Annotated in this window: 16 protein-coding genes; 11 read left to right on the forward strand and 5 right to left on the reverse strand. The window is 65.2% G+C overall.

Features of this window, described 5'->3' with window-relative positions:
• The first annotated feature begins 39 nt into the window (after positions 1–39).
• The 5 genes from OO12_RS02905 to pdxR all read left to right on the forward strand — a co-directional run bounded on the left by OO12_RS02905 (position 40) and on the right by pdxR (position 7,540).
• A complete protein-coding gene (locus tag OO12_RS02905) occupies positions 40–2,232 on the forward strand; it encodes a TonB-dependent receptor (protein WP_034157121.1) in 2,193 nt (730 codons plus the stop codon).
• Positions 2,233–2,288: 56 nt separating this feature from the next.
• On the forward strand, positions 2,289–4,475 hold the full coding sequence (locus OO12_RS02910) for a prolyl oligopeptidase family serine peptidase (RefSeq protein ID WP_052215487.1): 2,187 nt from the start codon (positions 2,289–2,291) through the stop codon (positions 4,473–4,475).
• Complete coding sequence (locus OO12_RS26670) at positions 4,472–5,068, forward strand: FMN-binding negative transcriptional regulator (protein ID WP_235364665.1); 597 nt, start codon at positions 4,472–4,474, stop codon at positions 5,066–5,068. Before OO12_RS02910 ends, OO12_RS26670 begins: the two co-directional genes overlap by 4 nt.
• Positions 5,065–5,991 carry an alpha/beta hydrolase gene (locus tag OO12_RS02920; protein ID WP_034157122.1) on the forward strand — a complete coding sequence of 309 codons (927 nt, stop codon included), beginning with the start codon at positions 5,065–5,067 and terminating at the stop codon, positions 5,989–5,991. Before OO12_RS26670 ends, OO12_RS02920 begins: the two co-directional genes overlap by 4 nt.
• Positions 5,992–6,061: 70 nt before the next feature.
• Positions 6,062–7,540, forward strand: a complete 1,479-nt coding sequence (gene pdxR / locus OO12_RS02925; RefSeq protein WP_034157123.1) for a MocR-like pyridoxine biosynthesis transcription factor PdxR — start codon at positions 6,062–6,064, stop codon at positions 7,538–7,540.
• A gap of 5 nt (positions 7,541–7,545) precedes the next feature.
• On the opposite strand, the gene OO12_RS02930 is transcribed toward pdxR, so the two are convergent.
• Positions 7,546–8,298, reverse strand: coding sequence for a FadR/GntR family transcriptional regulator (locus OO12_RS02930; protein ID WP_034157124.1), 753 nt, complete (start codon positions 8,296–8,298; stop codon positions 7,546–7,548).
• Positions 8,299–8,577: 279 nt separating this feature from the next.
• On the opposite strand from OO12_RS02930, the gene OO12_RS02935 reads away from it, so the two are divergent.
• The 6 genes from OO12_RS02935 to OO12_RS02960 are packed head-to-tail and all read left to right on the forward strand — an operon-like array spanning position 8,578 to position 18,832.
• Entirely contained in the window at positions 8,578–11,547 is a 2,970-nt protein-coding gene (locus OO12_RS02935) for a TonB-dependent receptor (RefSeq protein WP_160296725.1), read from the forward strand.
• 53 nt (positions 11,548–11,600) lie between these two features.
• The gene (locus OO12_RS02940; RefSeq protein ID WP_034157125.1) at positions 11,601–13,796 is read left to right on the forward strand and encodes a polysaccharide lyase 6 family protein; all 2,196 of its coding nucleotides are present in this window, start codon (positions 11,601–11,603) and stop codon (positions 13,794–13,796) included.
• The gene (locus OO12_RS02945) at positions 13,796–15,985 is read left to right on the forward strand and encodes an alginate lyase family protein (protein WP_034157126.1); all 2,190 of its coding nucleotides are present in this window, start codon (positions 13,796–13,798) and stop codon (positions 15,983–15,985) included. The genes OO12_RS02940 and OO12_RS02945 overlap by 1 nt, the downstream gene beginning before the upstream one ends.
• The gene (locus OO12_RS02950; RefSeq protein ID WP_034157127.1) at positions 15,982–17,259 is read left to right on the forward strand and encodes an MFS transporter; all 1,278 of its coding nucleotides are present in this window, start codon (positions 15,982–15,984) and stop codon (positions 17,257–17,259) included. The genes OO12_RS02945 and OO12_RS02950 overlap by 4 nt, the downstream gene beginning before the upstream one ends.
• On the forward strand, positions 17,256–18,008 hold the full coding sequence (locus tag OO12_RS02955; protein ID WP_034157128.1) for an SDR family NAD(P)-dependent oxidoreductase: 753 nt from the start codon (positions 17,256–17,258) through the stop codon (positions 18,006–18,008). The genes OO12_RS02950 and OO12_RS02955 overlap by 4 nt, the downstream gene beginning before the upstream one ends.
• The gene (locus OO12_RS02960) at positions 18,005–18,832 is read left to right on the forward strand and encodes a rhamnogalacturonan acetylesterase (protein ID WP_034157129.1); all 828 of its coding nucleotides are present in this window, start codon (positions 18,005–18,007) and stop codon (positions 18,830–18,832) included. The genes OO12_RS02955 and OO12_RS02960 overlap by 4 nt, the downstream gene beginning before the upstream one ends.
• Before the next feature lie 285 nt (positions 18,833–19,117).
• Here the strand turns inward: OO12_RS02960 and OO12_RS02965 are convergent, their stop codons facing one another.
• The 4 genes from OO12_RS02965 to OO12_RS02980 form a co-directional block, all read right to left on the reverse strand.
• On the reverse strand, positions 19,118–19,513 hold the full coding sequence (locus tag OO12_RS02965) for a hypothetical protein (RefSeq protein ID WP_034157130.1): 396 nt from the start codon (positions 19,511–19,513) through the stop codon (positions 19,118–19,120).
• Positions 19,514–19,538: 25 nt separating this feature from the next.
• Positions 19,539–20,204, reverse strand: coding sequence for an endonuclease III (gene nth / locus OO12_RS02970; protein ID WP_034157131.1), 666 nt, complete (start codon positions 20,202–20,204; stop codon positions 19,539–19,541).
• Positions 20,201–20,929 (reverse strand): 4-hydroxy-tetrahydrodipicolinate reductase, encoded by a 729-nt coding sequence (gene dapB / locus OO12_RS02975; RefSeq protein WP_034157132.1) that lies wholly within the window; start codon positions 20,927–20,929, stop codon positions 20,201–20,203. Before dapB ends, nth begins: the two co-directional genes overlap by 4 nt.
• Positions 20,930–21,019: 90 nt before the next feature.
• Positions 21,020–22,078 carry a potassium channel family protein gene (locus OO12_RS02980; protein ID WP_034157133.1) on the reverse strand — a complete coding sequence of 353 codons (1,059 nt, stop codon included), beginning with the start codon at positions 22,076–22,078 and terminating at the stop codon, positions 21,020–21,022.
• Positions 22,079–22,122 lie beyond the last annotated feature (44 nt).

Raw genomic sequence — 22,122 nt, forward strand, 5'->3', positions numbered from 1 at the left:
GCAATGGCCGCAGCCTCAATCATAAGGGGGTAAGGGACCATGACTCGAGCTGTATCGCGCTATCTGTCCGCCGTTTCGGCGCTCGGCCTGTTTGTCGGCGCTGTCGCGCCCAGCTGGGCCCAGACCGCCGACCGGGCGGACCCTGTGGTGGAAAGCGCCGCAAGCGGCGGTGACATCATCGTCACCGCCAGTAAACGCGCCGAGAAGCTGAGCGACGTGGCCGGCGGCGTCTCCGCCATGACCGGCGCACAGCTCGAGGCGATCGGCGCGCAGGACTTCAAGGACTATCTCACGCGCACCTCGGGTGTCGCGTTCAACGAAGGGCCGTCGAACAATTCCGCCGCAGTGATCCGCGGCATCGGCACCACGGCGGGACTCGATCAGGGTCAGGGCAGCACCGGCTATTTCATCAACGACATTCCAATGAACGAGCCGGGCTACACCATCGTCATCCCCGATATCGACGCGTTCGATGTGTCGCGGGTCGAAGTGCTGCGCGGTCCGCAAGGGACATTGTTCGGGTCGGCGTCGCTCGGCGGGGCGATCAACTTCATCTCCAACCTCGCCGATCCGAACGGTTTCCATGCCGCAGCGGAAGGGGCGATCGGCACCACGCGCTTTTCGGCGGGCGAGGTGAATTACCGCGCCAAGGGCATGATCAACGTGCCGTTGGTCACCGACAAGCTGGCGGTGCGGCTGGTCGCGACGCAGCGGGTCGATGCCGGCTATATCGATAATATCGGGACGCATATCGACGGATCGAACGACGTCCACACCTTCGGCATGCGTGGATCGATCGTCTTCACCCCCGATGCCGATACCAGGATCAGCTATCTCGGCCTGTATCAGAAGACCAGGACCGACGATCCGAGCGTCAGCAATCTTGGGCTCGGCCTGCTGAAGCGCTCGAGCAATTTCGAAGTGCCGATGATCTTCAAGACGCAGCTGCATAGCCTGCGGCTCGATCATGATTTCGGTTTCGCCACCGCGACGATGATTGGCACGTACAACCGCAAGACCGGCGATATCTATGACGACTTCACCTCGATCCCGTTCTACGCCGGCCTCAACCCGGGCAATCACTATTTCCTGCAGGCCGGGCAGAGCGACACTTTCTCCTATGAAGTCCGCTTTGCCTCGCCCAAGGGCGAGCGGTTCGACTGGCTGATCGGCGCGACGCATATCGACACGACCAAGGGCTTCCAGGAGCATCTGTCCTCGCCCGGCTATGCCGCGGCGCATCCGGGCCAAGTCGCGGCGGGGCTGACGCGGGGCGATGAATATTATTATGGCGCATCGCACACCAAGGGCGACGAGAATGCGCTGTTCGGCGAGGCCAATCTGCATTTCGGCCCGGTCACCGTCACTGGCGGTGGCCGGCTGTTCCGGACGCAGACCGACACCCGTACCGACCAGTTCGGCATCTTCTTCGGCGGGACGGTGATCAACCCGCCATACAGGGTCAAGGATTCGGGCTTCGCGCCCAAGGCGTCGATCAAGTTTCAGCCAACCCCCGACCTGATGTTCTATGCGCTGGCGTCGAAAGGCTATCGCTTCGGATCGCCCAACACCTTGCCGCAGCTCGCCGGATCGCCGATCCCCGCCGGCACGACGTCGGACAGTTTGTGGAATTACGAAGTCGGCACGCGCTTCAGCCTGATCGATCGCAAGCTGTTCGTCAGCATCACGGGCTTCTATATCGACTGGACCAATTTGCAGGTCCGGTTGCGCCGGGTCGGCGACGGCCTGACCTATGGCGCGAATGCCGGTGCGGCGGAAATCTACGGCGCCGAGGCAGCCGCCACGCTCAATTTGGGCGGCCTGTCGCTTGTGTCCAACCTTACGTACCTCGACGCGAAGCTGACCGAGGATATTCCGACCGCGGTGCCGCCCTTGGCCTCGGGCAAGCGCCTGCCCTCGGCGGCGAAGTGGCGCATCTCCAACACCGCCTCGTATAATTTCGGCGGCAGGGCGGCGCCGACGGTGACACTGCTTCATCGCTACGTGTCGCGTTCACCGGGTTTCCTCAACGAGAATACGACCTTCGCACCCTATCATATCTTCGACGCGCGGGTGTCGGCGAAGATCGGCGATATCACCATCGCCGCATTCGCGGAGAATATCGGCGACAAGCGCGCCATCACCTTCGGCTATCAGGACTTCGGATCGGGCGCGAGCCGGTTCATCGTCAAGCCGCGCACCTTTGGCGTGCAGGCCAATTGGGCGATGTGATCCGCAGGCGGGGCGGCCGATAAGGCGGTCGCCCCGCGCACTCTGGATGGGAAGACATGATCGACCGGCGACATCTTTGCGTATCGATGCTGACCCTGGTGGTCGGGGCCGCAGCCCGGCCGGGCCTGGCGCTGGCCGTCAGGCCGCGCTGGCCGTCGCCGCCACAGCCAGCGCGCGTGCCGACGATCGTTGGCAAGTTCGGCCATCAGCGTAATGACGATTATGCCTGGATGCGGCCGAAGGACTGGCATGCCGTGCTGCGCGATCCCGCGACGCTCGACGCGCCCATCGCCGCCGCGGTGAAGGCCGAGAACGATTATACCGATGCGATGCTTGCGCCCTCGAAGCCGCTGCAGGCGGCGTTGCTCGCGCGCACTCATGCGGTTGAAGCCGGAGCGGCTGCACCGATCGAAGTCGAGGATGGCGGTTATTTCTACTATCAGCGCCAACCGGCCGGCAGCCAGTATCCGGTCTTCGCGCGCCGTCCGGTCGGCGGCGGGGCGGAGCAAATGCTGCTGGATGTCGGTGCGGAAGCGACGGGCAAGCCATTCTTCGCGCTGCATTGGGGCGGCACTTTCCACAGCCCCGACCAGAAGCTGTTCGGCTGGTCGCAGGACCTGACTGGCTCCGGCATCTTCGGCATCCGGGTGCGCGACATCGCGACCGGCAAGATGGTCGTGACCGACATCAATGAAAGCCATGGCAGCTTCGCCTTCGACGCTGGCGGCCGCTATCTCTTCTGGGTCGGCCGCGACAGCAATGGCCATCCCAATTCGGTGTGGCGGCGCGACATGTCGAGCGGCGAGGACGTGCAGATCCATGCCGAGAGCGACCCGGCTTTCTTCATCGAACTGAAGACCACCGCCTCGGGCGGCTTTGTCGTGATCCGCATGGCCAACAGCGCCCAGACCGAGGCCTGGCTGATCCCGGCGAGCGATCCGACGGCAAAGCCTGTCCTGGTCGAGAAGCGCGCGCCCGATCTGCGCTACGACGTTGATCACTGGAACGGTCGGCTAGTGATCCTGACCGATGTCGACGGTGCGATCGATATGAAGATCATGACCGCGCAGGTCGCGACGCCGGACCGCGCACATTGGCAGGACTGGGTGCCGCACGAGGCGGGGCGCTTCATCGCCGCGATCCACCCGTTCAGGGACGTGATGGTGCGCGAGGAGTGGCGCGACGCGCTGCCCCGGCTGGTGATGATGGGCAAGGACGGTGCGGAACGCCAGGTCGCGTTCGACGAGCCAGCCTATGCCCTGTCGGTGCCGCACGGGCAGGGCTGGGCGGCGTCCGCACTGTCCTTCACCTATCAATCGCCGCGCCTCGCGCCGCACCCTTATCGCCTGACGCTGAAGGATGGCGTATCGGCTCCGGCAAGACCGGCAGTCGCCAATCCGGCTTACGATCCGGGCAAGTATGATCTCGAGCGGATCGAGGCGCAGACCGACGATGGCGTACGCGTGCCGATCACCATCCTGCGCCGCAAGGGCATGGCGAAGGACGGCAAGGCGCCGCTGTTCCTCTACGGCTATGGCTCGTACGGCGCGACCGTCGATGCGGCGTTTGAGGCGGGCAAGATCGCTCTTGTCGATCAGGGCTGGACCTATGCCATCGCGCATGTCCGCGGCGGCGCGGAGCGCGGCAACGACTGGTGGCGGTCGGTGCTCAAGACCGGCAAAAAGAAGAGCTTCACCGACTTCATCGCCTGTGCCGAGCATCTCATCTCTGGGGGCTATGCCGCCAAGGGCCGGATCGTCGCGCACGGCTATTCCGCCGGCGGGCTGCTGATGGGCGCGGTCTATACGATGCGGCCCGATCTTTGGGCGGGCGTGATCGCGCAGGTGCCGTTCGTCGATCCGCTCAACACGATGGACTATTTCGAGAGCCATCCGCTCGGCCTGACCGCGCTGCCGATCTGGGGCGACCCGCGCGTGCCGGCCGAATATGCCTATATCGCGAGCTATTCGCCCTATGATCAGCTGAAGCCGGCGGCCTATCCCGCCCTGCTCGCGACGGGCAGCGTCGCCGATGAACGCGTCGCCTTTTACGAGCCGCTCAAGTTCGCGGTGCGGGCGCGGGCGCTGACCATTGCCGGCAATCCGGTGATGGCGCGGATCGCGACCACCGGTGGACATATGGGCGCATCGGGCGCGTCGGCGGCGCTGGCGCAGGAGGCATTGTTCCACGCCTTCGCGATCTGGGCGGCGGAACGCAAATGGGGCGTCGTGCCGCAGCGATGACAGGCAAATTCTCGCCGAAATCGCCGGCCGATGTCACCGACTTTGTGCGCGCGCAGATGCTGGGGCTTGTCGTATCGGACGGCCCTGGCGGCTATGCGATGACGCCGCTGCCATTTCTGCCACAGGTCGGCCCGGCAGGTGAAGTGGTCGAATTCTTCGGCCATTTCGCACGCGCCAATCCGCAGGTGGCGATGGTGCGCGACCGGCCGCGTGCGCTGATCCTGTTTCAGGGACCGCATGCCTATGTCCCGCCCGCCTGGGTCTCGACGCCTGGCTGGGCGCCGACCTGGAACTATGCCGTGGCGCAGTTCGAGGTCGACATCCGCTTGCTTCCTGAAGAGAATGATCGTGCGATTGCCGAACTGGTGAGCGCGCTGGAGGGCCGCGAGCCGGACGGCTGGACCGTGGAGGCGATGGGCGATCGTTATGCCAGCATGCTCCCGCATATCGTCGCGTTCCGCGCCACGGTGGTCCGCGCCCAGGTCAAGTTCAAACTCGGCCAGGACGAGTCCGCCACGGCGTTCGAGGAGATCGTCGTGGCGCTTGGCGATACACCGCTGTCGCGGATGATGCGCGCCGCGCGGCAGCCATGACGAGCGATGATCTCGATCCCGATATCCGGATTTTCCAGCGCCGCGTGGCGGCCGATTATGCACGGCACGGCGTGGCGGTCGATGTGGCGGATCGCCGCCGCATCGCGGAACTGGTACGCGAGCCCTGGAATATCGGCGGCCCGGTCATGGCCTCGACCACCGACCTGCGGGCCGCCGGCGTGACTCTCCGCCTTCATCGTCCAAGCGCGGCGGTGGATTTACCTGTGCTGGTCTATCTGCATGGCGGCGGCTGGGTGCTGTTCAGCATCGACACGCATGACCGGCTGATGCGCGACTATGCCGCGCGCAGCGGCTGCGCGGTGCTTGGCGTGAACTACAGCCTCAGTCCCGAGGCACGTTATCCGCAGGCGCTGAATGATGTCGTGGCGGTACTCGGCTGGCTGCGGGCGGAGGGCCCCGCGCTCGGGCTCGATCCACAACGGATTGCGATCGGCGGGGATTCCGCTGGCGGCAACCTGTCGGTCGCCACAGCGCTGCGGCTGCGCGATACCGGTCGCGACTGGCTCAGCGCCATGCTGCTCAATTATGGTGCGTTCGACACCCGGCGGCGTGTGTCGCACGAGCGGTTTCACAGCGACGATTATATCCTCAACCCGGATGAGATGGATGCGTTCTGGGACGATTACCTCGGCGACGCGGAGCGCGACGACCCCTATGTCCGGCCGCTGCTTGCTGACCTGACCGGCCTGCCGCCGGCGTTCCTGTGCATCGCCGAGTGCGATATACTGGCCGACGAAAATCGCGCGATGGCGGCGCAGCTCGCGGCGGCGGGCGTGGCGGTCGAGGCGCAGGTCTATCCTGGCGCCACGCACAGCTTCATCGAGGCGGCCGGCATCTCGCGGCTCGCGGCGCGGGCGATCGAGGATGGCGCGAATTGGCTGGCGAAGCAGCTGGAGCGCTGAGCCGGTCGCTTGTCGTGTGTCACGGCCTGGCCCATAGGATGATCCGAATAGCCGACTGAATGGGGGTCCAATGCTCCGGCCATGGAAAGTGATGCTGTCCGAGCGGATCAGCGCCACGCGGTCGATGCCGCTTTACCTTCAGATCGTTCACGCGTTGATCCATGAGATTCAGCGCGGACGGCTTGCGCCCGGCACCTATCTGCCGAGCAGCCGCGAGTTGGCGGCGACGCTCGAAGTCAATCGCAAGACGATCGTGCTTGCCTATGACGATCTGACCGCGCAGGGCTGGCTCGAATCCAGGGGCACGCGCGGCACGATGGTCGCGGCCAATCTGCCCGAACAGCCGCTCGAGCCGCATGGCGTGAGCGCGCCTGCCGATACCGCCGAATTCCCTTTCGCGATGACCGCAACCGCGCCCTTTGTGCTGTCGGGCAGCGACTGGCTGACCTTCGATGAAGGCACGCCCGATTGCCGGTTGTTTCCGACCGACTTGCTTGCCCGCGCCTATCGCGATGCGATCACCCGGGCGCGGCGCGGCAACCGGCTGCGCTATGGCGATCCGCGCGGGTCGGCTGTGCTGCGGCAGTGTATCGCCGATATGCTCAACGCGCAGCGCGGATTGGTCGCCGGGATCGATAATATCTGCATCACGCGCGGCAGCCAGAACGGGGTCTCGCTGGCAGCGCGGATCCTGCTTGCGCCGGGCGATACGGTGCTGATGGAATCGCTGAGCTACGCGCCTGCCGCCACCGCTTTTCAGGCGATGGGCGCGAGAGTGGTCGGCGTGCCGCTCGACCGCGACGGGATCGATGTCGAAATGGTTGAGCGGATGTGCCGGCTGCACCGTGTCCGCGCGATCTTCCTCACGCCGCATCATCAGTTCCCCACCACCGTGGCGCTGCGGCCCGAGCGGCGCTTGCGGCTGCTCGAACTCGCACGGCAATTCGCCTTTGCGATCATCGAGGACGATTACGACTATGAATATCATTTCGAATCGCAGCCGTTGCTGCCGCTGGCCAGCTACGCGCCGGGGCGGATCATCTATATCGGGTCGCTATCGAAGCTGACGCTGCCCAGTCTGCGTATCGGTTATATCGTCGCGCCGACGCGGGTGATCGATGCGATCGCGCATCAGGTGATGTCGCTCGACCGACAAGGTAACACGCTGACCGAGGATGCGGTCGCCGAGCTGATCGACGCGGGCGAACTGCGCCGCCACGCGCGCAAGATGAACGTCGTCTATGCCGCGCGGCGCGACGCGTTCGCTGCGGCGCTCGATCGCCACCTAGGCGGGCTGGCCGAATTCGACGTGCCCGATGGCGGGTTGGCCTTCTGGTTGCGCTTCGCCGATCCGGCGCTGCTCGACCGGATCGACCGCAATGGTGCGGCGGTGGGTCTGCGCTTCGCGCCGTCCACATCCTATGCGACGGCGCCTTCGGTTGAGCGGGGCCTGCGCCTAGGTTTTGCCAGCCTCGACGAAGCCGAGGCGAACGATGCGCTACGCCGCTTGCGCGCCGCCGCCGACTTGCCGATCGAAACGCTGGTCTGATTGCGTCAGAGTAACGTGGCTTGAAGGAAGCGCTGGCGATCCTCACCCATTGACCGTTTGAGTTCCGCCAGTGCGGCGTCCTCCCGTGCGGCGAGCATCGTCTCGAACAGGCGATGAAAGTGTTCGCGCATCGCTACGCGCGCGCCGGCGGAATCGCGGCGCTGCAACGCTTCGAAGATTGCCTGATGCTCATGCGCGCGCCGCTGCGCATTGGCGGCGCATACGCCCGCATAGACTTCGCGCACCCGCGGCAATTCGCTGCGCATCCGCCAGAGCTGACCGATCAGATGTTCGATCGCCAGATTGCCTGTCGCTTTGGCAATGACGAGGTGGAAGCGTTCGTCGAGATCCTCGGCGCCTGTCAAACCATCCCGGTCGGACGCGGCCATACCGTCGATCAGGCGCTGCAGTTCGCCCAGTTCCGCATCGGAGATATTGCCTGCGGCCAACGCGGCGCCCTCGGCTTCGATCACCGAACGCGCGGTGGTCAGTTCGAAGGCGGAGACGTCGGGCAAGGCGCGATCGGTGCTGGCGTTATCCTTGCGGACATAGACGCCCGATCCGGTCTTGATCGTGATATAGCCCTGCGCCTCGAGCGCGATCTCGGCCTCGCGAATGGTGACCCGGCTGACGTCGAAGCGTTCGGCCAGTTCCCGTTCGCCGGGCAAGCGCGTCCCGGGGGGGAACTCACCGCTTTTGATTCCGTCGACAATCGCCTGCGCCACACCTTGATACAGGCGCTTCTTCCCGGTTTCCATTCGCCACCTCTGCGCAAACCACAAACCATTTGGATTGATAGGTCAACCCGACATGACCAATTTGTCAACCAATTTGGCTGGCAAATTTGCCGCTGATGGTGCGCCGGAAGGTCGGAATTACCCTCAGCACTTGACGATTTTCCCTTGTTTCCGGGCCAATATGCCTAGAGATTGCCTGACCAGTTTGAAAATTGGTCAGGATATAGGGTTGACACAATGTCCAGTCCGATAAATGATAAGTGGACAGGCCAATAGGTCCATAGATCGGGGAGGATTGCGGTGAGCGGATTAGCCACGGGAAGAAAGAACTGGGTCACGACCGGCATTCGCGGCTTGGCGCTGCTGGCGACGGTATCGCCGCTGGCGGTCGTCCAGGCGCAGACTGTCGCTCCCGCGGAAGCCCCGGTTCCGGCACCGGGGCAGGACGATGCGAGCAAGGATATCGTGGTGGTGGGCGTCCGCGCATCGATCCAGTCGTCGATCGCCAAGAAGCGCGACGAGACGATCATTTCCGATTCGCTGTCCGCCTCGGATATTGACGGCTTGCCCGCAACCAACCTCGGTGATGCGATCGCCACCATTCCGGGCGCGACCACGCACCGCGAAAAGGGTGCTGCGTCGGAAATCGCGATCGGCGGGCTTGGCCCGTTCCTCGCCAGCGTCAACGTCAATGGCCGCGAGACGACGACCGGCAATGGCAAGCGCTCGGTCAATTTCTATCTCTTCCCGTCGGAGCTGATCAACGCCGTCGCGGTCAACAAGACTCAGCGCGCCGACCTGATCGAAGGCGGCACGTCGGGAACGATCGATTCACGCACGCTGAAGCCGCTCGACCGCAAGAAGCGCCAGGTTCAGGTGAGCGCGCGCGGCATCCTGACCGGATATAATCACAAGCTCAACGATCCGGCCGGGCTCGGTCATCGGTTCACCGGCAGCTATGTCGATCAGTTCGATCTCGGTTCGGCGGGCGAACTAGGTGTCCTGGTCGGCGTGCAGTATCAGCGCGGCAATTCGCCCGAGGAATTGCTCGGCGGCGGTTCGACCTGGAACGCTTGCCGCGGCGACGTCAATTACACCGCGTCGCAGACCTGCACGCCCGTCACGCCGCAAAATTACGGCACCACGGCGGTTCCGGCGGGCACGCCTTATTATTTCGCGACGACCAGCCGGAACAACATCCAGTTCACCACGCGCGACAAGCGGCTTGCCTGGATCGGCGATCTGCAATGGAAGTCACCGGGCGGGATCGAGGTCAATCTCGATGCCCAGATCTCCGACTATCGCTTCAATGAGGAACGGCAGAGCTTCAGTCTGTCGGAGACGACCCGCGGGATGAGCAATATCGTCTTCGGGCCGGATCATGTGCTCCAGTCGTACAGCGGCAACAGCTATGGCGAGTCCACATCGACCTATCGCATCCAGGACGAGAAATATCGCGGCGGCGGTCTCAACATCAAGATACCGGTGACCGATCGCTTCACCATTGCGGCTGACGCGTCCTTGTCACGGACGCGGCGCGAACGCGCCGACCGGTCGGTTCGTCTGCGTACCAATGCCACCGATATATCCGGTAATGTGGTGCCCGGCGTGACCACCGGATCGACCGGCGGTCGCATCCCTTATACGTTCGAGAATTTCCCCGACGGCACTCAGTCGCTCGTGCTCAACTCCGCCTTCGATCCCGACAATGCGGACAATTACAGCGCCGCCGCACGCCTGCGCCGCGATGCGCAGATTCGCTGGCATGATAATGATGCGGCACGGCTCGATGCCACCTGGACACCCGATATCGCCTTTATCAGGTCGATCGCCGTCGGCGGGCGCTGGTCAAGCATGCGCTTCCGCAGCGTGGAATCCGATCGCCGCGAATATAATTTCAACGTCGGCAGCACGGCGACGCCGTTCAGCGGCGCGCCGGGGACCTATAACGTCCTGCTCGCGACGATGGCGGCCGCCAATCGCGCGTGCCGCGAATCCTTCCCGCAAAAGGATTTCCTGTCGTCGGATTCGACCAACACGATCAACTCCTGGGCGAGCTTCGATGCCCGCTGCCTGTTCCAGAATTTCATCGGTACCGACGAACCTGGCCTGAACGCCGACACGCGCAGCATCGCCAATCGCAATGTGAAGGAAATCACCAAGGCGGGCTATGTCACCGCGGCGTTCGGCGGCGATCTGGGCACTTTGCCGTTCAGCGGCAATATCGGGCTGCGCTTCGTTTCAACCGACGTCACGTCGAACGGCTTGCGCGGCGGGTTCGACGTGGTCGACAATGGCAATGGCACGATCCGATTGGTGTCGAATGGCCAGTTCAACCCGCTGGTCGACCGCTATCATTACGACCGCTGGCTCCCCAGCCTCAATCTGTCGTTCGACGTCACCGATGCGTTCAAGGTGCGTGGCGCTTTCTCGCGGTCGATGACCAAGCCGGATCCGGCATCACTCGCCAATGGCCGGACCTTCTCGCTCGATGCGTCCCAGACGTCGTTCCCGGACGTCCGCTCGGCGATTTCGTCGATCACCGCGTCGGGCAATCCGCGGACCAATCCGCTGATGTCGTGGAATTACGACCTGTCGCTCGAATATTATCTCAACAAGGATTCGGTCTTCTCGCTGCGTCTGTTCCACAAGGATTTTCAGGGCGGGTTCGTCAACACGATCCAGAACGAGACCTACACGATCGGTGGCGAGACTTTCACCGTGCCGGTCAATGTCCTGCAATCGACTAATAAGTCGAACTGGATCAACGGGTTCGAGGTTTCGGCAAGCTATCGTGCGTCGTTCCTGCCCGCGCCGTTCAACGGCCTGGGCTTCCGCGGCAGTTGGTCGCATTCGGCGAGCAATTTCAAGCAGGAGGATTTACGCTTGGGTGAACAGGTCGATCCGACGACCGGCACGGTCTATTCCCGGCTTGCCGACCCGGTCGGGATTTTCGGCCTGTCGAAGAACGTCGTGACCGCCGCGCCCTATTTTCAGTACAAGGGCTTCGAGGCGTCCGCGATCTACAAATTCCGCTCGGCCTATTATCAGCAGTTCGTCGGCGACCCCGCGCAAAACCGCGTCGTCCGCGCCGAAGGGACGGTGGATATCGCGCTGCGTTATCGCGTGAACAAGAATCTGAGCCTCGAAATCCAGGGCACCAACATCACCGATACGCCGCGCTATCAGGACATGCCGGTTCCCGGCAGCTTCAAGGAAGCGAGCTATTATGGGCCGACCTATTTCTTCGGCGCGACGTATAAATTCTGACCGGCGTGTCGCCCGGGCGGCCGCTCTCCTTTTTCATGTGCGTGTGAGGTGTCATGGTTCGGTTAGCGGTGACGGTGGGATTTCTGGCTTTGGTCGTGGCAACGTCCGCCGACGCGCGCGACTTCGTCGTCAGCGATCAGCAAGCCTATGCCGTCGCCGCGGCGCGCGTGCAGCCGGGTGACACGATCCTGCTCGCCGATGGCGAATGGCGCGATTTCGTGGTCAGGCTGGCGGGGGAGGGCAGCGCGGCGAAGCCGATCACGCTCACCGCACAGCATCCCGGCAAGGCGATCCTCACCGGTCGCTCCAGCCTGGCCGTTGCGGGAAAATATCTGGTCGTGTCGAACCTCGTCTTTCGCGACGGCCATGCGCCGGGCGAGGACGTGATCGCTACCCGCATCGGCAAGCAATGGGCCGAGAATGTGCGGCTGACCGGTATCGTCATCGATCGCTTCAACAATCCCGATCGCCGGTTCGAGGATCATTGGGTCGCGCTTTATGGTCGCGATATCCGCGTCGATCATGCGCATTTCGAGGGCAAAGCCAACAATGGCGCAATGCTGATCGTCGTGCGCGACAAGGGCTGGCCGCTCGATAACCGCATCCGCATCGATCATGTCTATTTCGGCCCGCGCCCGCCCTTGGGCTCGAATGGCGGTGAGACGATCCGGATCGGCACCAGTACCGAATCCCAGAGCGACTCGCACACCATCGTCGAGGATAACTACTTCGAGCGCTGCGACGGCGAGGTCGAGATCGTCTCGGTCAAATCGGGTGCCAATATCGTCCGCCGCAACGTCGTGGTCGACTCCCAGGGGTCAGTGGTGCTGCGTCATGGCAACGGCAATCTGGTCGAGGACAATGTGTTTCTCGGGCATGGCGTGCCGCACACCGGTGGCGTGCGCGTGATCAACGAGCGCCAGACGGTGCGCGGCAATTATATGGAAGGGCTGGCCGGGACCGATTTCACCAGCGCGATCACGGTGATGAACGGCGTGCCCAATTCGCCGATCAACCGCTATCTGCCGGTCCAGGGCGCGCTGATCGAACGCAACAGCGTGATCGATGCGGCACGGATCACGCTTGGTGCCGGGGCGAGCGCGGAGCGGTCGCAGCCGCCGTCAACGACGCGGTTCACGGGCAATCTGATCACTGGCCGTGCCGATCCGTTTCGCGCCGAGGCGTCAGTCGCGGGCATCGTCTTTTCGGGCAATGTCGCGACTAACGCGCCCGGCGTACCGGGAATCGTTGCCAGGCCGCGCGCGGTGACGCTGGCGCGTGCCGCCAATGGCTTGCTCTACCCCATGGATCCGGCGCTTGCCGCAGTCGGCGCGTCGCACGCTCTTGCACCGATCGCGCGATCGGCAACGGGGGTCGACTGGTATCCGAAACCCGCGAGCACCCCCATCGCCTTTGGCAGCGGCGCAACGATCCCGGTCGCGTCGGACGCCGCCTTGCTGCGCGCGGTCGGCGATGCCCGCCCCGGCGATGTCATCGACCTTCGCGCCGGAACCTATCGTCTCGCGGCGCCCCTGGTCATCGATCATGCGCTGACGCTGCGCGGTTCCGACGCCATCCTGAGCTTCACCGTCCCGACCTTGTTCCAGCTCGAGGATGGCGGACGCCTGCAATTGCGCGGCGTCACGATCAGCGGCGCTGCCGCCCCGCACCAGCCCGGCAATGCGGCGATCCGCACCAGCGCGCGGCCAATGTTGACGAACTACGGCGTCGAACTGATCGACTGCCATTTCCGCGACATGGCGGGTGGTACCGCCTTCGATGTGATCGCGACGACCCCGGCAACGCTTGCCGGCGCGATCGTCATTGCCGGCGGCAGCATCACCGACGTCTCGGGCGCGGTCGTTGCCGGCCATGCCGAGACGGGCAAGGAGGGCTATTATGGCACCGAGCGCGTCACGATCGATCGCACCGCCTTCAACCGGGTCGGCGTGATCGTCGATCTGTTTCGCGGCGGCACTGACGAAAGCACTTATGGTCCGCAATTCGTGATGACCGGAGCCACCGTGACAGACAGCGGTCCGGTGCTGTTGTCGGGCGTGCAGGAAACGACCATTTCCGCCAACCGCTTCACCGGCAGCCGCGGCGTCGCCGTCACGCATAGCGTGGGATCGCCGCATACGGTGATCACCGGCAATCTCTTCGCCCGAACCCCGCCCCCTGAAATGCGCGAACTTTATTACACTGGCCCGGCGCGTGCGCTGATCGCCGACAATCGGAGCACCAGCTGATGCGTATCCTGTTCACCGGTGCTGCCGCGCTGGCGCTGTTCGCCGCGATCCCTGCCCAGGCCCAGGACGCTGGCCCGGTCCTGTCCGATCCCGCCGGTGTGGCGAGCATGGCGCATGACGCAACGCGCTATCCCCTGTTCGCCGGAGAACTCGCCAAGATGCGCAAGTCGGTCGATGCGGCGATGAAGGCCGGGATCGACGTGCCGGTGCCGAGGGACCCGGGCGGCGGCCGCACCCATGAGCAGCACAAGCGCAACTATATGGCGCTGTACGGCGCGGGGCTGCTCTACCGGATCACCGGCGACAAGGCCTATGCCGATTATGCGCGGCGCATGCTGCTTGAATATGCCAGGCTTTACCCGACGCTTGGGCCCCATCCCGCGGCGTCGAACGAAGCGGCGGGGCGGCTGTTCTGGCAAAGCCTCAACGACAGTGTGTGGCTGGTCTATGCCGTGCAGGGCTATGACGCGATCCGCGCCACGCTGTCGCCGCAGGACCGGCAGACGATCGACGACAATGTGTTTCGCCGCATGGCGGCCTTCCTGTCGACCGGCAGTCCGCAAGTCTTCGACCTGATCCATAACCATGCGACCTGGGCCTGTGCCGGTGTCGGCATGACCGGTTATGTGCTGCGCGACCGCGCGCTGATCGACATGGCGCTGAAGGGCCGCGACGGCAGCGGCAAGACCGGTTTCCTGCGCCAGATCGGCCTGCTCTTCTCGCCCGACGGCTATTATACCGAGGGGCCTTATTACCAGCGCTATGCGCTGCAGCCGTTCGTCGTGTTCGCGCAGGCGATCCAGGCCAATGAGCCCGCCCGCCACATCTTCCAGTATCGCGACAATGTGCTGTTGAAGGCAGTGCGCACCACCATCCAGCTTAGCTATGACGGGTATTTCTTTCCGCTCAACGATGCGATGCGGGACAAGAGCCTGAACACCGATGAACTCTATTCGGCGGTCGCGATCGGCTATGCCGCGACCAGCGACCCGGGATTCCTGTCGATCGCCGAACGGCAGAAGCGCACCACGCTGACCCCGGAAGGATTGCTGCTCGCGCGCGACCTTGCGGCGGGCAAGGCCAAGCCGTTTCCCTATGGCTCGGCGCTGTTCCGCGATGGCCCCGATGGCGATCAGGGCGGGCTCTCGGTGATGCGCAGCACTGCCGATGACGATGCCTCGGTGCTGGTCGCCAAGAACAGCGCGATGGGCATGGGGCATGGCCATTTCGACAAGCTGCACTGGATTTTCTACGACAATGGCAATGCCGTGGTCACCGATTATGGCGCGGCGCGCTTCCTCAATGTCGAGAGCAAGGACGGCGGGCGCTATCTCAAGGAGAATGAGAGCTGGGCCAAGCAAACGGTCGCGCACAACACGCTGGTGGTGGATGAGACCAGCAATTTCGGCGGCAAGTGGAAGGTCGGCCAGACCCTTGCGCCGAAACAGCTCTACTTCTCCGGTGACCAGCCGACCAAGGTGAGTACGGCGGAGATGGCCGGGGCGTGGCCGGGGGTGCGTTACCGCCGCACCCTGGTGATGCTGCCGATCGAGGGCGCCAAACAGCCGCTGGTGGTCGACCTGCTCCGCGTCGTGGGGGACAAGCCCGCAACCTATGATCTGCCGCTGCATTATGATGGCCAGATCACCGATATCGGCTTTGCCGTGACGTCGAACACCGCCGAGCGCCCGGTGCTGGGCAAGGCGAATGGCTATCAGCATATCTGGGTCGATGCGACCGGCACGCCCGCTCCAGGCGGGGCGACGCTGACCTGGCTGCTCGGCGGGCGCTTCTACACCTATCGCATGCTGACGCCGCCGGGGGCACAAGTGATCCTGGGCGAAAGCGGCGCCAATGACCCGCGCTTCAACCTGCGTCGCGAGCCGATGCTGATCGAGCGGGCGAGGGGCGCCAAGGATGCGACCTTCGTCAATGTGCTGGAACCGCATGGCAGCTACGATCCCGCAGCGGAGACCACCACCGGCAGCAACAGCCGCATCACTGGCCTGACGCATGTTCGCGGCAGCGATGCCGACCTGGTGACGATCGCGCTGACCAAGGGGCGCAGTGTCGTGCTGGCGATCGCCGACAGCGCTGACGCCGCCGCCAGCCATCACCTGACGGTCGAGGGGCGGTCGATCGACTGGAAGGGTCATTTTGCCCGCATCGACAGCGGAACGGCGAAGTGAAGCAGGGCCTGCGCTGGTGGATCATCGGGCTGGTCGCGGTCGCGACGGTGATCAACTATATCGATCGCAATGCGCTTGCCGTGATGTGGCCGGCGATCTCGAAGGAGATCGGCGCGGACAAGTCCGATTACGCGCTGCTCGTGACCTTCTTCATGCTGGCCTATGCCTGTGGCCAGACGATCTTCGGGCGGTTGTTCGACGTGATCGGCACGCGGCTTGGCTTCACCCTGTCGATCCTTGGCTGGTCGGTGTCGATCGCGCTGCATTCGGTCGCGCGCGGGCTGGGGACGTTCGGCGTGCTGCGCGCCGCGTTGGGGATCAGCGAGGCGGGCAACTGGCCGGGCGCGGTCAAGGTCAACGCCTTGTGGTTTCCGTCGCAGGAACGCGCGCTGGCGCAGGGCATCTTCAATTCGGGCGCCGCGATCGGCGCGATCATCGCCGCGCCGCTTGTCGCACTGCTGTTCGGCCAGGTCGGCTGGCGCGCGACCTTCCTGCTCGTCGGCCTGCTCGGCGGATTGTGGCTGCTGCCCTGGCTGTGGCTCTATCGCGGCGATCCCGGTGCGCATCCCTGGCTGAGTGAGGCCGAGCGCAAGCATATCGCCGGGGGACCAGCCGAGGATGCGCCAGCCAACTATGCCCCGCCAGTCCGCACCCTGCTGCGCCACCGGCAAAGCTGGGCGATCATCGCCGCGCGCTTCTTCCTCGACCCGGTGTGGTGGCTGTTCGTGTCGTGGCTGCCGATCTACCTTGCCGAGACGTTCGATTTCGACGTGCAGAAGATCGGGCTGTTCGCCTGGGTGCCGTTCGTCGGCGCGATGCTCGGCAGCCTGGGCGGCGGCTGGCTCGCCGGGCAATTGATCCGGCGCGGCTGGCCGGTGCTGGCGGCGCGCAAGGCGGTCATCACGCTGGGCGGTGCGATCATGCTGCCGGCATTGCTGCTGACGGTCGGCGCGGCCACGCCGCTTTATGCGGTCCTGCTGATCGCGGTGATCCTGTTCGGGTTCCAGGTCGCCATCAACAATATCCAGACGCTGCCCAGCGACTATTTCGGCGGCGGCGCGGTCGGCTCGCTCGCCGGGATCAGCGGCAGCGCGGCGGTCGCCGGCACGCTGATCACCACCTGGCTGGTGCCCGTGATGACGCGCCATGGCTACGCCCCGATCTTCGTGCTGGCGGCGGCAATCGTGCCGCTCTCGGTACTCGCCATCTGGATGCTTGGGGGCCGCACCGCGCCGGTCGCCGCATCCGACTCCATGAAAGGGAACAAGGCATGACGTTGAATAACAAGGTCGCGATCGTCACTGGCGGCGGGCGCGATATCGGCCGGTCGGTCTCGCTGCGGCTCGCGGCGGAGGGGGCGAAAGTGGTGATCAACTATCACCGCGACGAAGCCTCCGCGAAGGAGACGCGCGCGCAGGTCATCGCGGCCGGCGGCACCGCGGTGCTGCACCGGGCCGATGTGACCGATGCGGGTGCCGTCGCCGAGATGGTCGCGGCGGCCACCGCGCAGTTCGGCGATCGCATCGACGTGCTGGTCAACCTGGCGGGCGGGATGGTCGCGCGCAAGACGCTGGCCGATATGGACGAAGCATTCTTCGACACGGTGATGACGCTGAACATGAAGTCCGCCTTCCTCGTCACCAAGGCGGTGCTGCCGCATATCCCCAGGGGCGGGTCGATCATCAACATCGCCTCGCTCGCCGGGCGCGACGGCGGCGGACCGGGCGCGACGATCTATGCCACCGCGAAAGGCGCGATGATGAGCTTCACGCGCGGGCTGGCCAAGGAACTCGGGCCGCAGGGGATCCGCGTCAACGCGCTGTGCCCGGGGCTGATCGGCACCAGCTTTCATGACAGCTTCTCCAAGCCCGAAGGGCGCGCCGCGACCGCCGGCAACACCTCGCTGCGCCGCGAAGGCCATCCCGACGAAGTCGCCGCCGCGGTCGCCTTCCTCGCATCCGACGACGCCGCGTTCCTGACCGGGCTCAACATGGACGTGAATGGCGGGCTTGCCTTCTCATGATCTCGCTCGCCCTTCTCCTCGCCCTGGCGGCGGACAAGCCGGCGCGTATCGATGCGCCGCCGATCGTCGCCGACCGCATCATCCTGGTCGGGGATTCGACCATGGCGCCGGGCAGCGGCTGGGCGTCGCTCTTCTGTGCCGAGCATGTGAAGTCGACCATCGCCTGCCTCAACATGGGGCGCGGCGGGCGCAGCACGCGCAGCTATCGGCAGGAGGGATCCTGGGCGATCATCCTGAGCGAGCTGGCGGTGAAGGGCTATCGCAAGAGTTACGTCCTGATCCAGTTCGGCCATAACGACCAGTCGAGCGCGCCGGAACGCTGGACCGACCTTGCCACCGAGTTCCCCGCCAACCTGCGCCGCTATATCGGGGACGTGCGCGCGGCGGGGGGCATCCCGGTGCTGGTCACGCCACTCGCGCGCCGCCAGTTCAAGGACGGCATGCTGCTCAACACGCTCGAGCCCTGGGCGGCGGCGGTGCGCCAGGTCGCGACGGCGGTGAACGTGCCACTGGTCGATCTCAATGCCGACAGCGCGGCGCTGATCCAGAAAATGGGCGCGGTCGAAGCGACCAGCCTGGCGATGACCGCGCCGCTGCCGGAAGAACGCGCCGCCGCGCAAGCCGGGACGACCTTGCCGCCGCGTCCGGCCGAGACCGCGCGCCTGCCCGATGTGCCGACCACGCCGACGGGGCCGAGCGGGCAGATCGTGCGCAAGTTCGATTATACCCATGTCGGCGATGCTGGCGCGCGTGTTTTTGCGGCGCAGGTCGCCAATGGCCTGGCGGTTGCCATCCCCGATCTGCGAAGCTCGTTGCTGCCATGAATGGGGCTTAGAGCACCGTCGGCTTGCGTTGAATCATCCTTCCCGTTCGGGCTGAGCCTGTCGAAGCCCCGTTCTTTATTGCGGCAAAGGCAGCAGGAGAAGAACGGCCCTTCGACAGGCTCAGGGCGAACGGAAGGGGGTGGATCAACTCAGCTTGAAACCGCTCTAAGGCTAGGTGGAGGCGACTTGAATCACACCCATCGTTCGCCCCGGCATGCACAGCGCATGGGCTTTGACAGGCTCAGCCCGAACGGGGGAGGGGGGATCAACCCCGCGCCGAGCCGGTCAGCGCTTGGCCTTCTTCGCCAGCGTCACCGGCTGGAACTGGCCCAGGCCGCAGCTTGGGCCCGGTATCGAGGGCGGCGATTGAAGCACGGTGATGATGTCGCTCGAGCAAAGCTGGCTGAGCGAGGTCTTGTAGCTGAAGCTTTCCTGGAACCCCAGGCCGGGGCAGCTTTGCGGCAACGTGTTGCGATAGACCTTGCCGCCATTCATCTCGAAATCGATCACCTGGTCGCTGCGCACATGGCTCTGGCGGATGCGGACGAGCGGGATGCAGCTTTCCGATTTGCCGGCGGGCGTCGCTTCGGGAACCTGGTTGCGGTCGCGGGCCGTGCCGGGGGTGGCGACCGAGAGAGCGATGGGGGCGGTCACCGCCAGAGCGAAGAGCAAGGTGCGCATGATCAGACCTTCCTGTCGGGCCCCCTTATGGGGCGGGCTGCGGCGCCGCGCCCTTGGGGGCGGGCGTCTTGGGCTTGAACGCACACAAGTCGCGAACGATGCAGCGCCAGCATTCGGGTGTGCGCGCCTTGCAGGTATATCGCCCTTGCAGGATTAACCAGTGATGAGCATGGAGCCGGAAGGGCTGCGGCGTCGCCTTGTCGAGCGCCAGTTCGACCGCCAGCGGGGTCTTGCCGCGCGCCAGGCCGGTGCGGTTGCCGACGCGGAAGATGTGCGTGTCGACCGCGAAAGTCTCATGCCCGAACGCGGTGTTGAGCACGACATTGGCGGTCTTGCGCCCGACCCCGGGGAGCTTTTCCAGCGCGTCGCGATCGTCCGGGACCTGGCCGTCATGGTCGCGGATCAAGGCTTCGGACAGGGCGATGACATTCTTCGCCTTGGTGTTGAACAGGCCGATCGTCTTGATGTGCTGCTTCAGTTCGGCCTCGCCCAGCGCGACCATCTTCGCGGGCGTGTCCACCGTCTCGAACAGGCGCCGGGTCGCCTTGTTGACGCCGACATCGGTCGATTGCGCGGACAGGGCGACGGCGACGAGCAGCTGATAGGGATTGCCATAGGCCAGCTCGGTTTCGGGGTGCGGATTGTCGGCGGCGAGACGGGCGTAGAAGTCGACGACGTCGGCGCGCTTCACAGCCCGAGCACCTCCGCCATGCCATAGCGCCCCGCCGGCTGTCCGGCGAGCCACAGCGCGGCGGTGATCGCGCCGCGCGCGAAGATCGCGCGATTCTCCGCCCGGTGGCCGATCTCGATCCGCTCGCCTTCGCCGGCGAACACCACCAGATGGTCGCCCGCGACCGATCCGCCGCGCAGGCTGGCAAAGCCGATCGTGCCTTCGGAACGGGCGCCGGTCAGCCCGGCGCGGTCCGTGACCTTGGCTTCGGCCAGCGTGATGCCGCGCCCCTCGGCGGCGGCTTCGCCGAGCAGCAAGGCGGTGCCCGAGGGCGCATCGACCTTGTGGCGGTGATGCATCTCGGCGATCTCAATGTCCCAGTCGGGGCCGAGCCGCGCCGCCGCCTCGCGTACCAGCCGGGCGAGCAGGGTGACGCCGAGCGAGACATTGCCGGTCTGCAGCACGGCGATCTCCGCTGCGGCCGCATCGATCAGCGCATGATGCGCAAGGCCAAGGCCGGTGGTGCCGATCAGGATCGGCGTGCCCGAGGCGCGGGCGGCGGCGAGCGTCGCCTCAAGCGCGCCGGGAACCGAGAAGTCGATCAGCACATCGGCCTCGCGCGTCAGGACGGCGGGGTCGCCGCCCGCGTCGATTCCGCCGACCAGAGTCGCGCCAAGATCGGGGATCGCCGCGGCGAGCGCCTGACCCATGCGCCCAGCGCTGCCGATGATGCCGATGGCGGTCATGAGGTTATCCGTAAGCTGAAGGATCGGGATACAGGCTGCTGCCACAGCAGGGGGCCTGGTGGACAGTATTTTCTCAAGCCTCCGGGCATTTCAGGCCGGTGCGCGCGACCCCGGCTGCGCTTCGCTTTTCGGCACGATCTCGACGATCAGGTCGCCCGCCTGCAGCGTGCCCGCCTCGGGCTGCCAGAAGCCGAAACAATCATCGCCGCGATAGATGCGCAAGCCGAGCCCCGTTGCGAGCTTGGCGAGCGGCGTGCCGATCTCGGCGGCGGTGACGGCGCGTTCGTGCAGCGCGACGCGGCCGTCCGACGCGGCAAGATCGGCCATGTAATCGGCGATGTGCGGGCCGTGAGTCGATCCGGCGAGCAGCAATCCGGCAAAGCTCGCCGGGTTGATCACCGTGTCGGCGCCGGCCTGACGCGCGAGCGCTTCATTGTCCTCCGACCGGATGATGACGCTGATCGGCACGTCGGGCGCGAGCCGGCGCGCGGTCAGCACGATCAGGATCGAGGTGTCGTCCCGCCCCGCCGCGACGATGATCGCGCGGGCGCGGCCGACCTGCACCGCCTCCAGCGTCGCGTTGCGCGTGCCATCGGCGTTGATCACGGTCGCGCCGCAATCCTCGGCGACCTCCAGCGCGGGCGCGCGTTCGTCGATCACCACCAGAGTCGAGGGGTCGGCGCCGCGCCGGATCAGCTCGCTGACCGCCTCCGCGCCGCTGGTGCCGTATCCGACCACCACGATATGGTCATGCAGCTTTCGCTGGATCACTTTCATCCGCCATCGCTCCCACACGCCCTTGAGCAGGAAATCATACGCCGTGCCAAGGAAGATCAGCCAGACGAACAACCGGATCGGCGTGACCAGGAAGCTGTCGAACATCCGCGCCTGATCCGACACCGGCACGATATCGCCATAACCGACCGAAGTGATGGTGATCATGGTGAAATAGAGCACGTCAGTGAAGCTGATCGACCCGTCGGCATTGTCGCGCAGGCCGTCACGGTCGAACCAGAAGATCGCCAGCGCCACGCCGATCAGGCCGAACGCCAGCAGCACCCGGAACGCCAAGGACAGCCAGGGCGGCGTCGGGCTCTTGCGGCGCAGGCGGAGGCGGCGGTCCGGGTTGGAAGGCGGGCGGCGGATCATGCGGCTTTGTAGCGCGGTTGGTGGCGGTGTCGAAATGTTTGGCG

The sequence above is a fragment of the Sphingomonas sp. ERG5 genome (assembly GCF_000803065.1).
In the GTDB taxonomy this organism is placed as follows: domain Bacteria; phylum Pseudomonadota; class Alphaproteobacteria; order Sphingomonadales; family Sphingomonadaceae; genus Sphingomonas.

Bases quoted from the DNA above. Each gene is read 5' to 3' on its own strand.
- OO12_RS02905 (WP_034157121.1), top strand. From the start codon at position 40: ATGACTCGAGCTGTATCGCGCTATCTGTCCGCCGTTTCGGCGCTCGGC.
- OO12_RS02910 (WP_052215487.1), top strand. From the start codon at position 2,289: ATGATCGACCGGCGACATCTTTGCGTATCGATGCTGACCCTGGTGGTC.
- OO12_RS26670 (WP_235364665.1), top strand. From the start codon at position 4,472: ATGACAGGCAAATTCTCGCCGAAATCGCCGGCCGATGTCACCGACTTT.
- OO12_RS02920 (WP_034157122.1), top strand. From the start codon at position 5,065: ATGACGAGCGATGATCTCGATCCCGATATCCGGATTTTCCAGCGCCGC.
- pdxR (WP_034157123.1), top strand. From the start codon at position 6,062: ATGCTCCGGCCATGGAAAGTGATGCTGTCCGAGCGGATCAGCGCCACG.
- OO12_RS02930 (WP_034157124.1), bottom strand. From the start codon at position 8,298: ATGGAAACCGGGAAGAAGCGCCTGTATCAAGGTGTGGCGCAGGCGATT.
- OO12_RS02940 (WP_034157125.1), top strand. From the start codon at position 11,601: ATGGTTCGGTTAGCGGTGACGGTGGGATTTCTGGCTTTGGTCGTGGCA.
- OO12_RS02945 (WP_034157126.1), top strand. From the start codon at position 13,796: ATGCGTATCCTGTTCACCGGTGCTGCCGCGCTGGCGCTGTTCGCCGCG.
- OO12_RS02955 (WP_034157128.1), top strand. From the start codon at position 17,256: ATGACGTTGAATAACAAGGTCGCGATCGTCACTGGCGGCGGGCGCGAT.
- OO12_RS02960 (WP_034157129.1), top strand. From the start codon at position 18,005: ATGATCTCGCTCGCCCTTCTCCTCGCCCTGGCGGCGGACAAGCCGGCG.
- OO12_RS02965 (WP_034157130.1), bottom strand. From the start codon at position 19,513: ATGCGCACCTTGCTCTTCGCTCTGGCGGTGACCGCCCCCATCGCTCTC.
- dapB (WP_034157132.1), bottom strand. From the start codon at position 20,929: ATGACCGCCATCGGCATCATCGGCAGCGCTGGGCGCATGGGTCAGGCG.
- OO12_RS02980 (WP_034157133.1), bottom strand. From the start codon at position 22,078: ATGATCCGCCGCCCGCCTTCCAACCCGGACCGCCGCCTCCGCCTGCGC.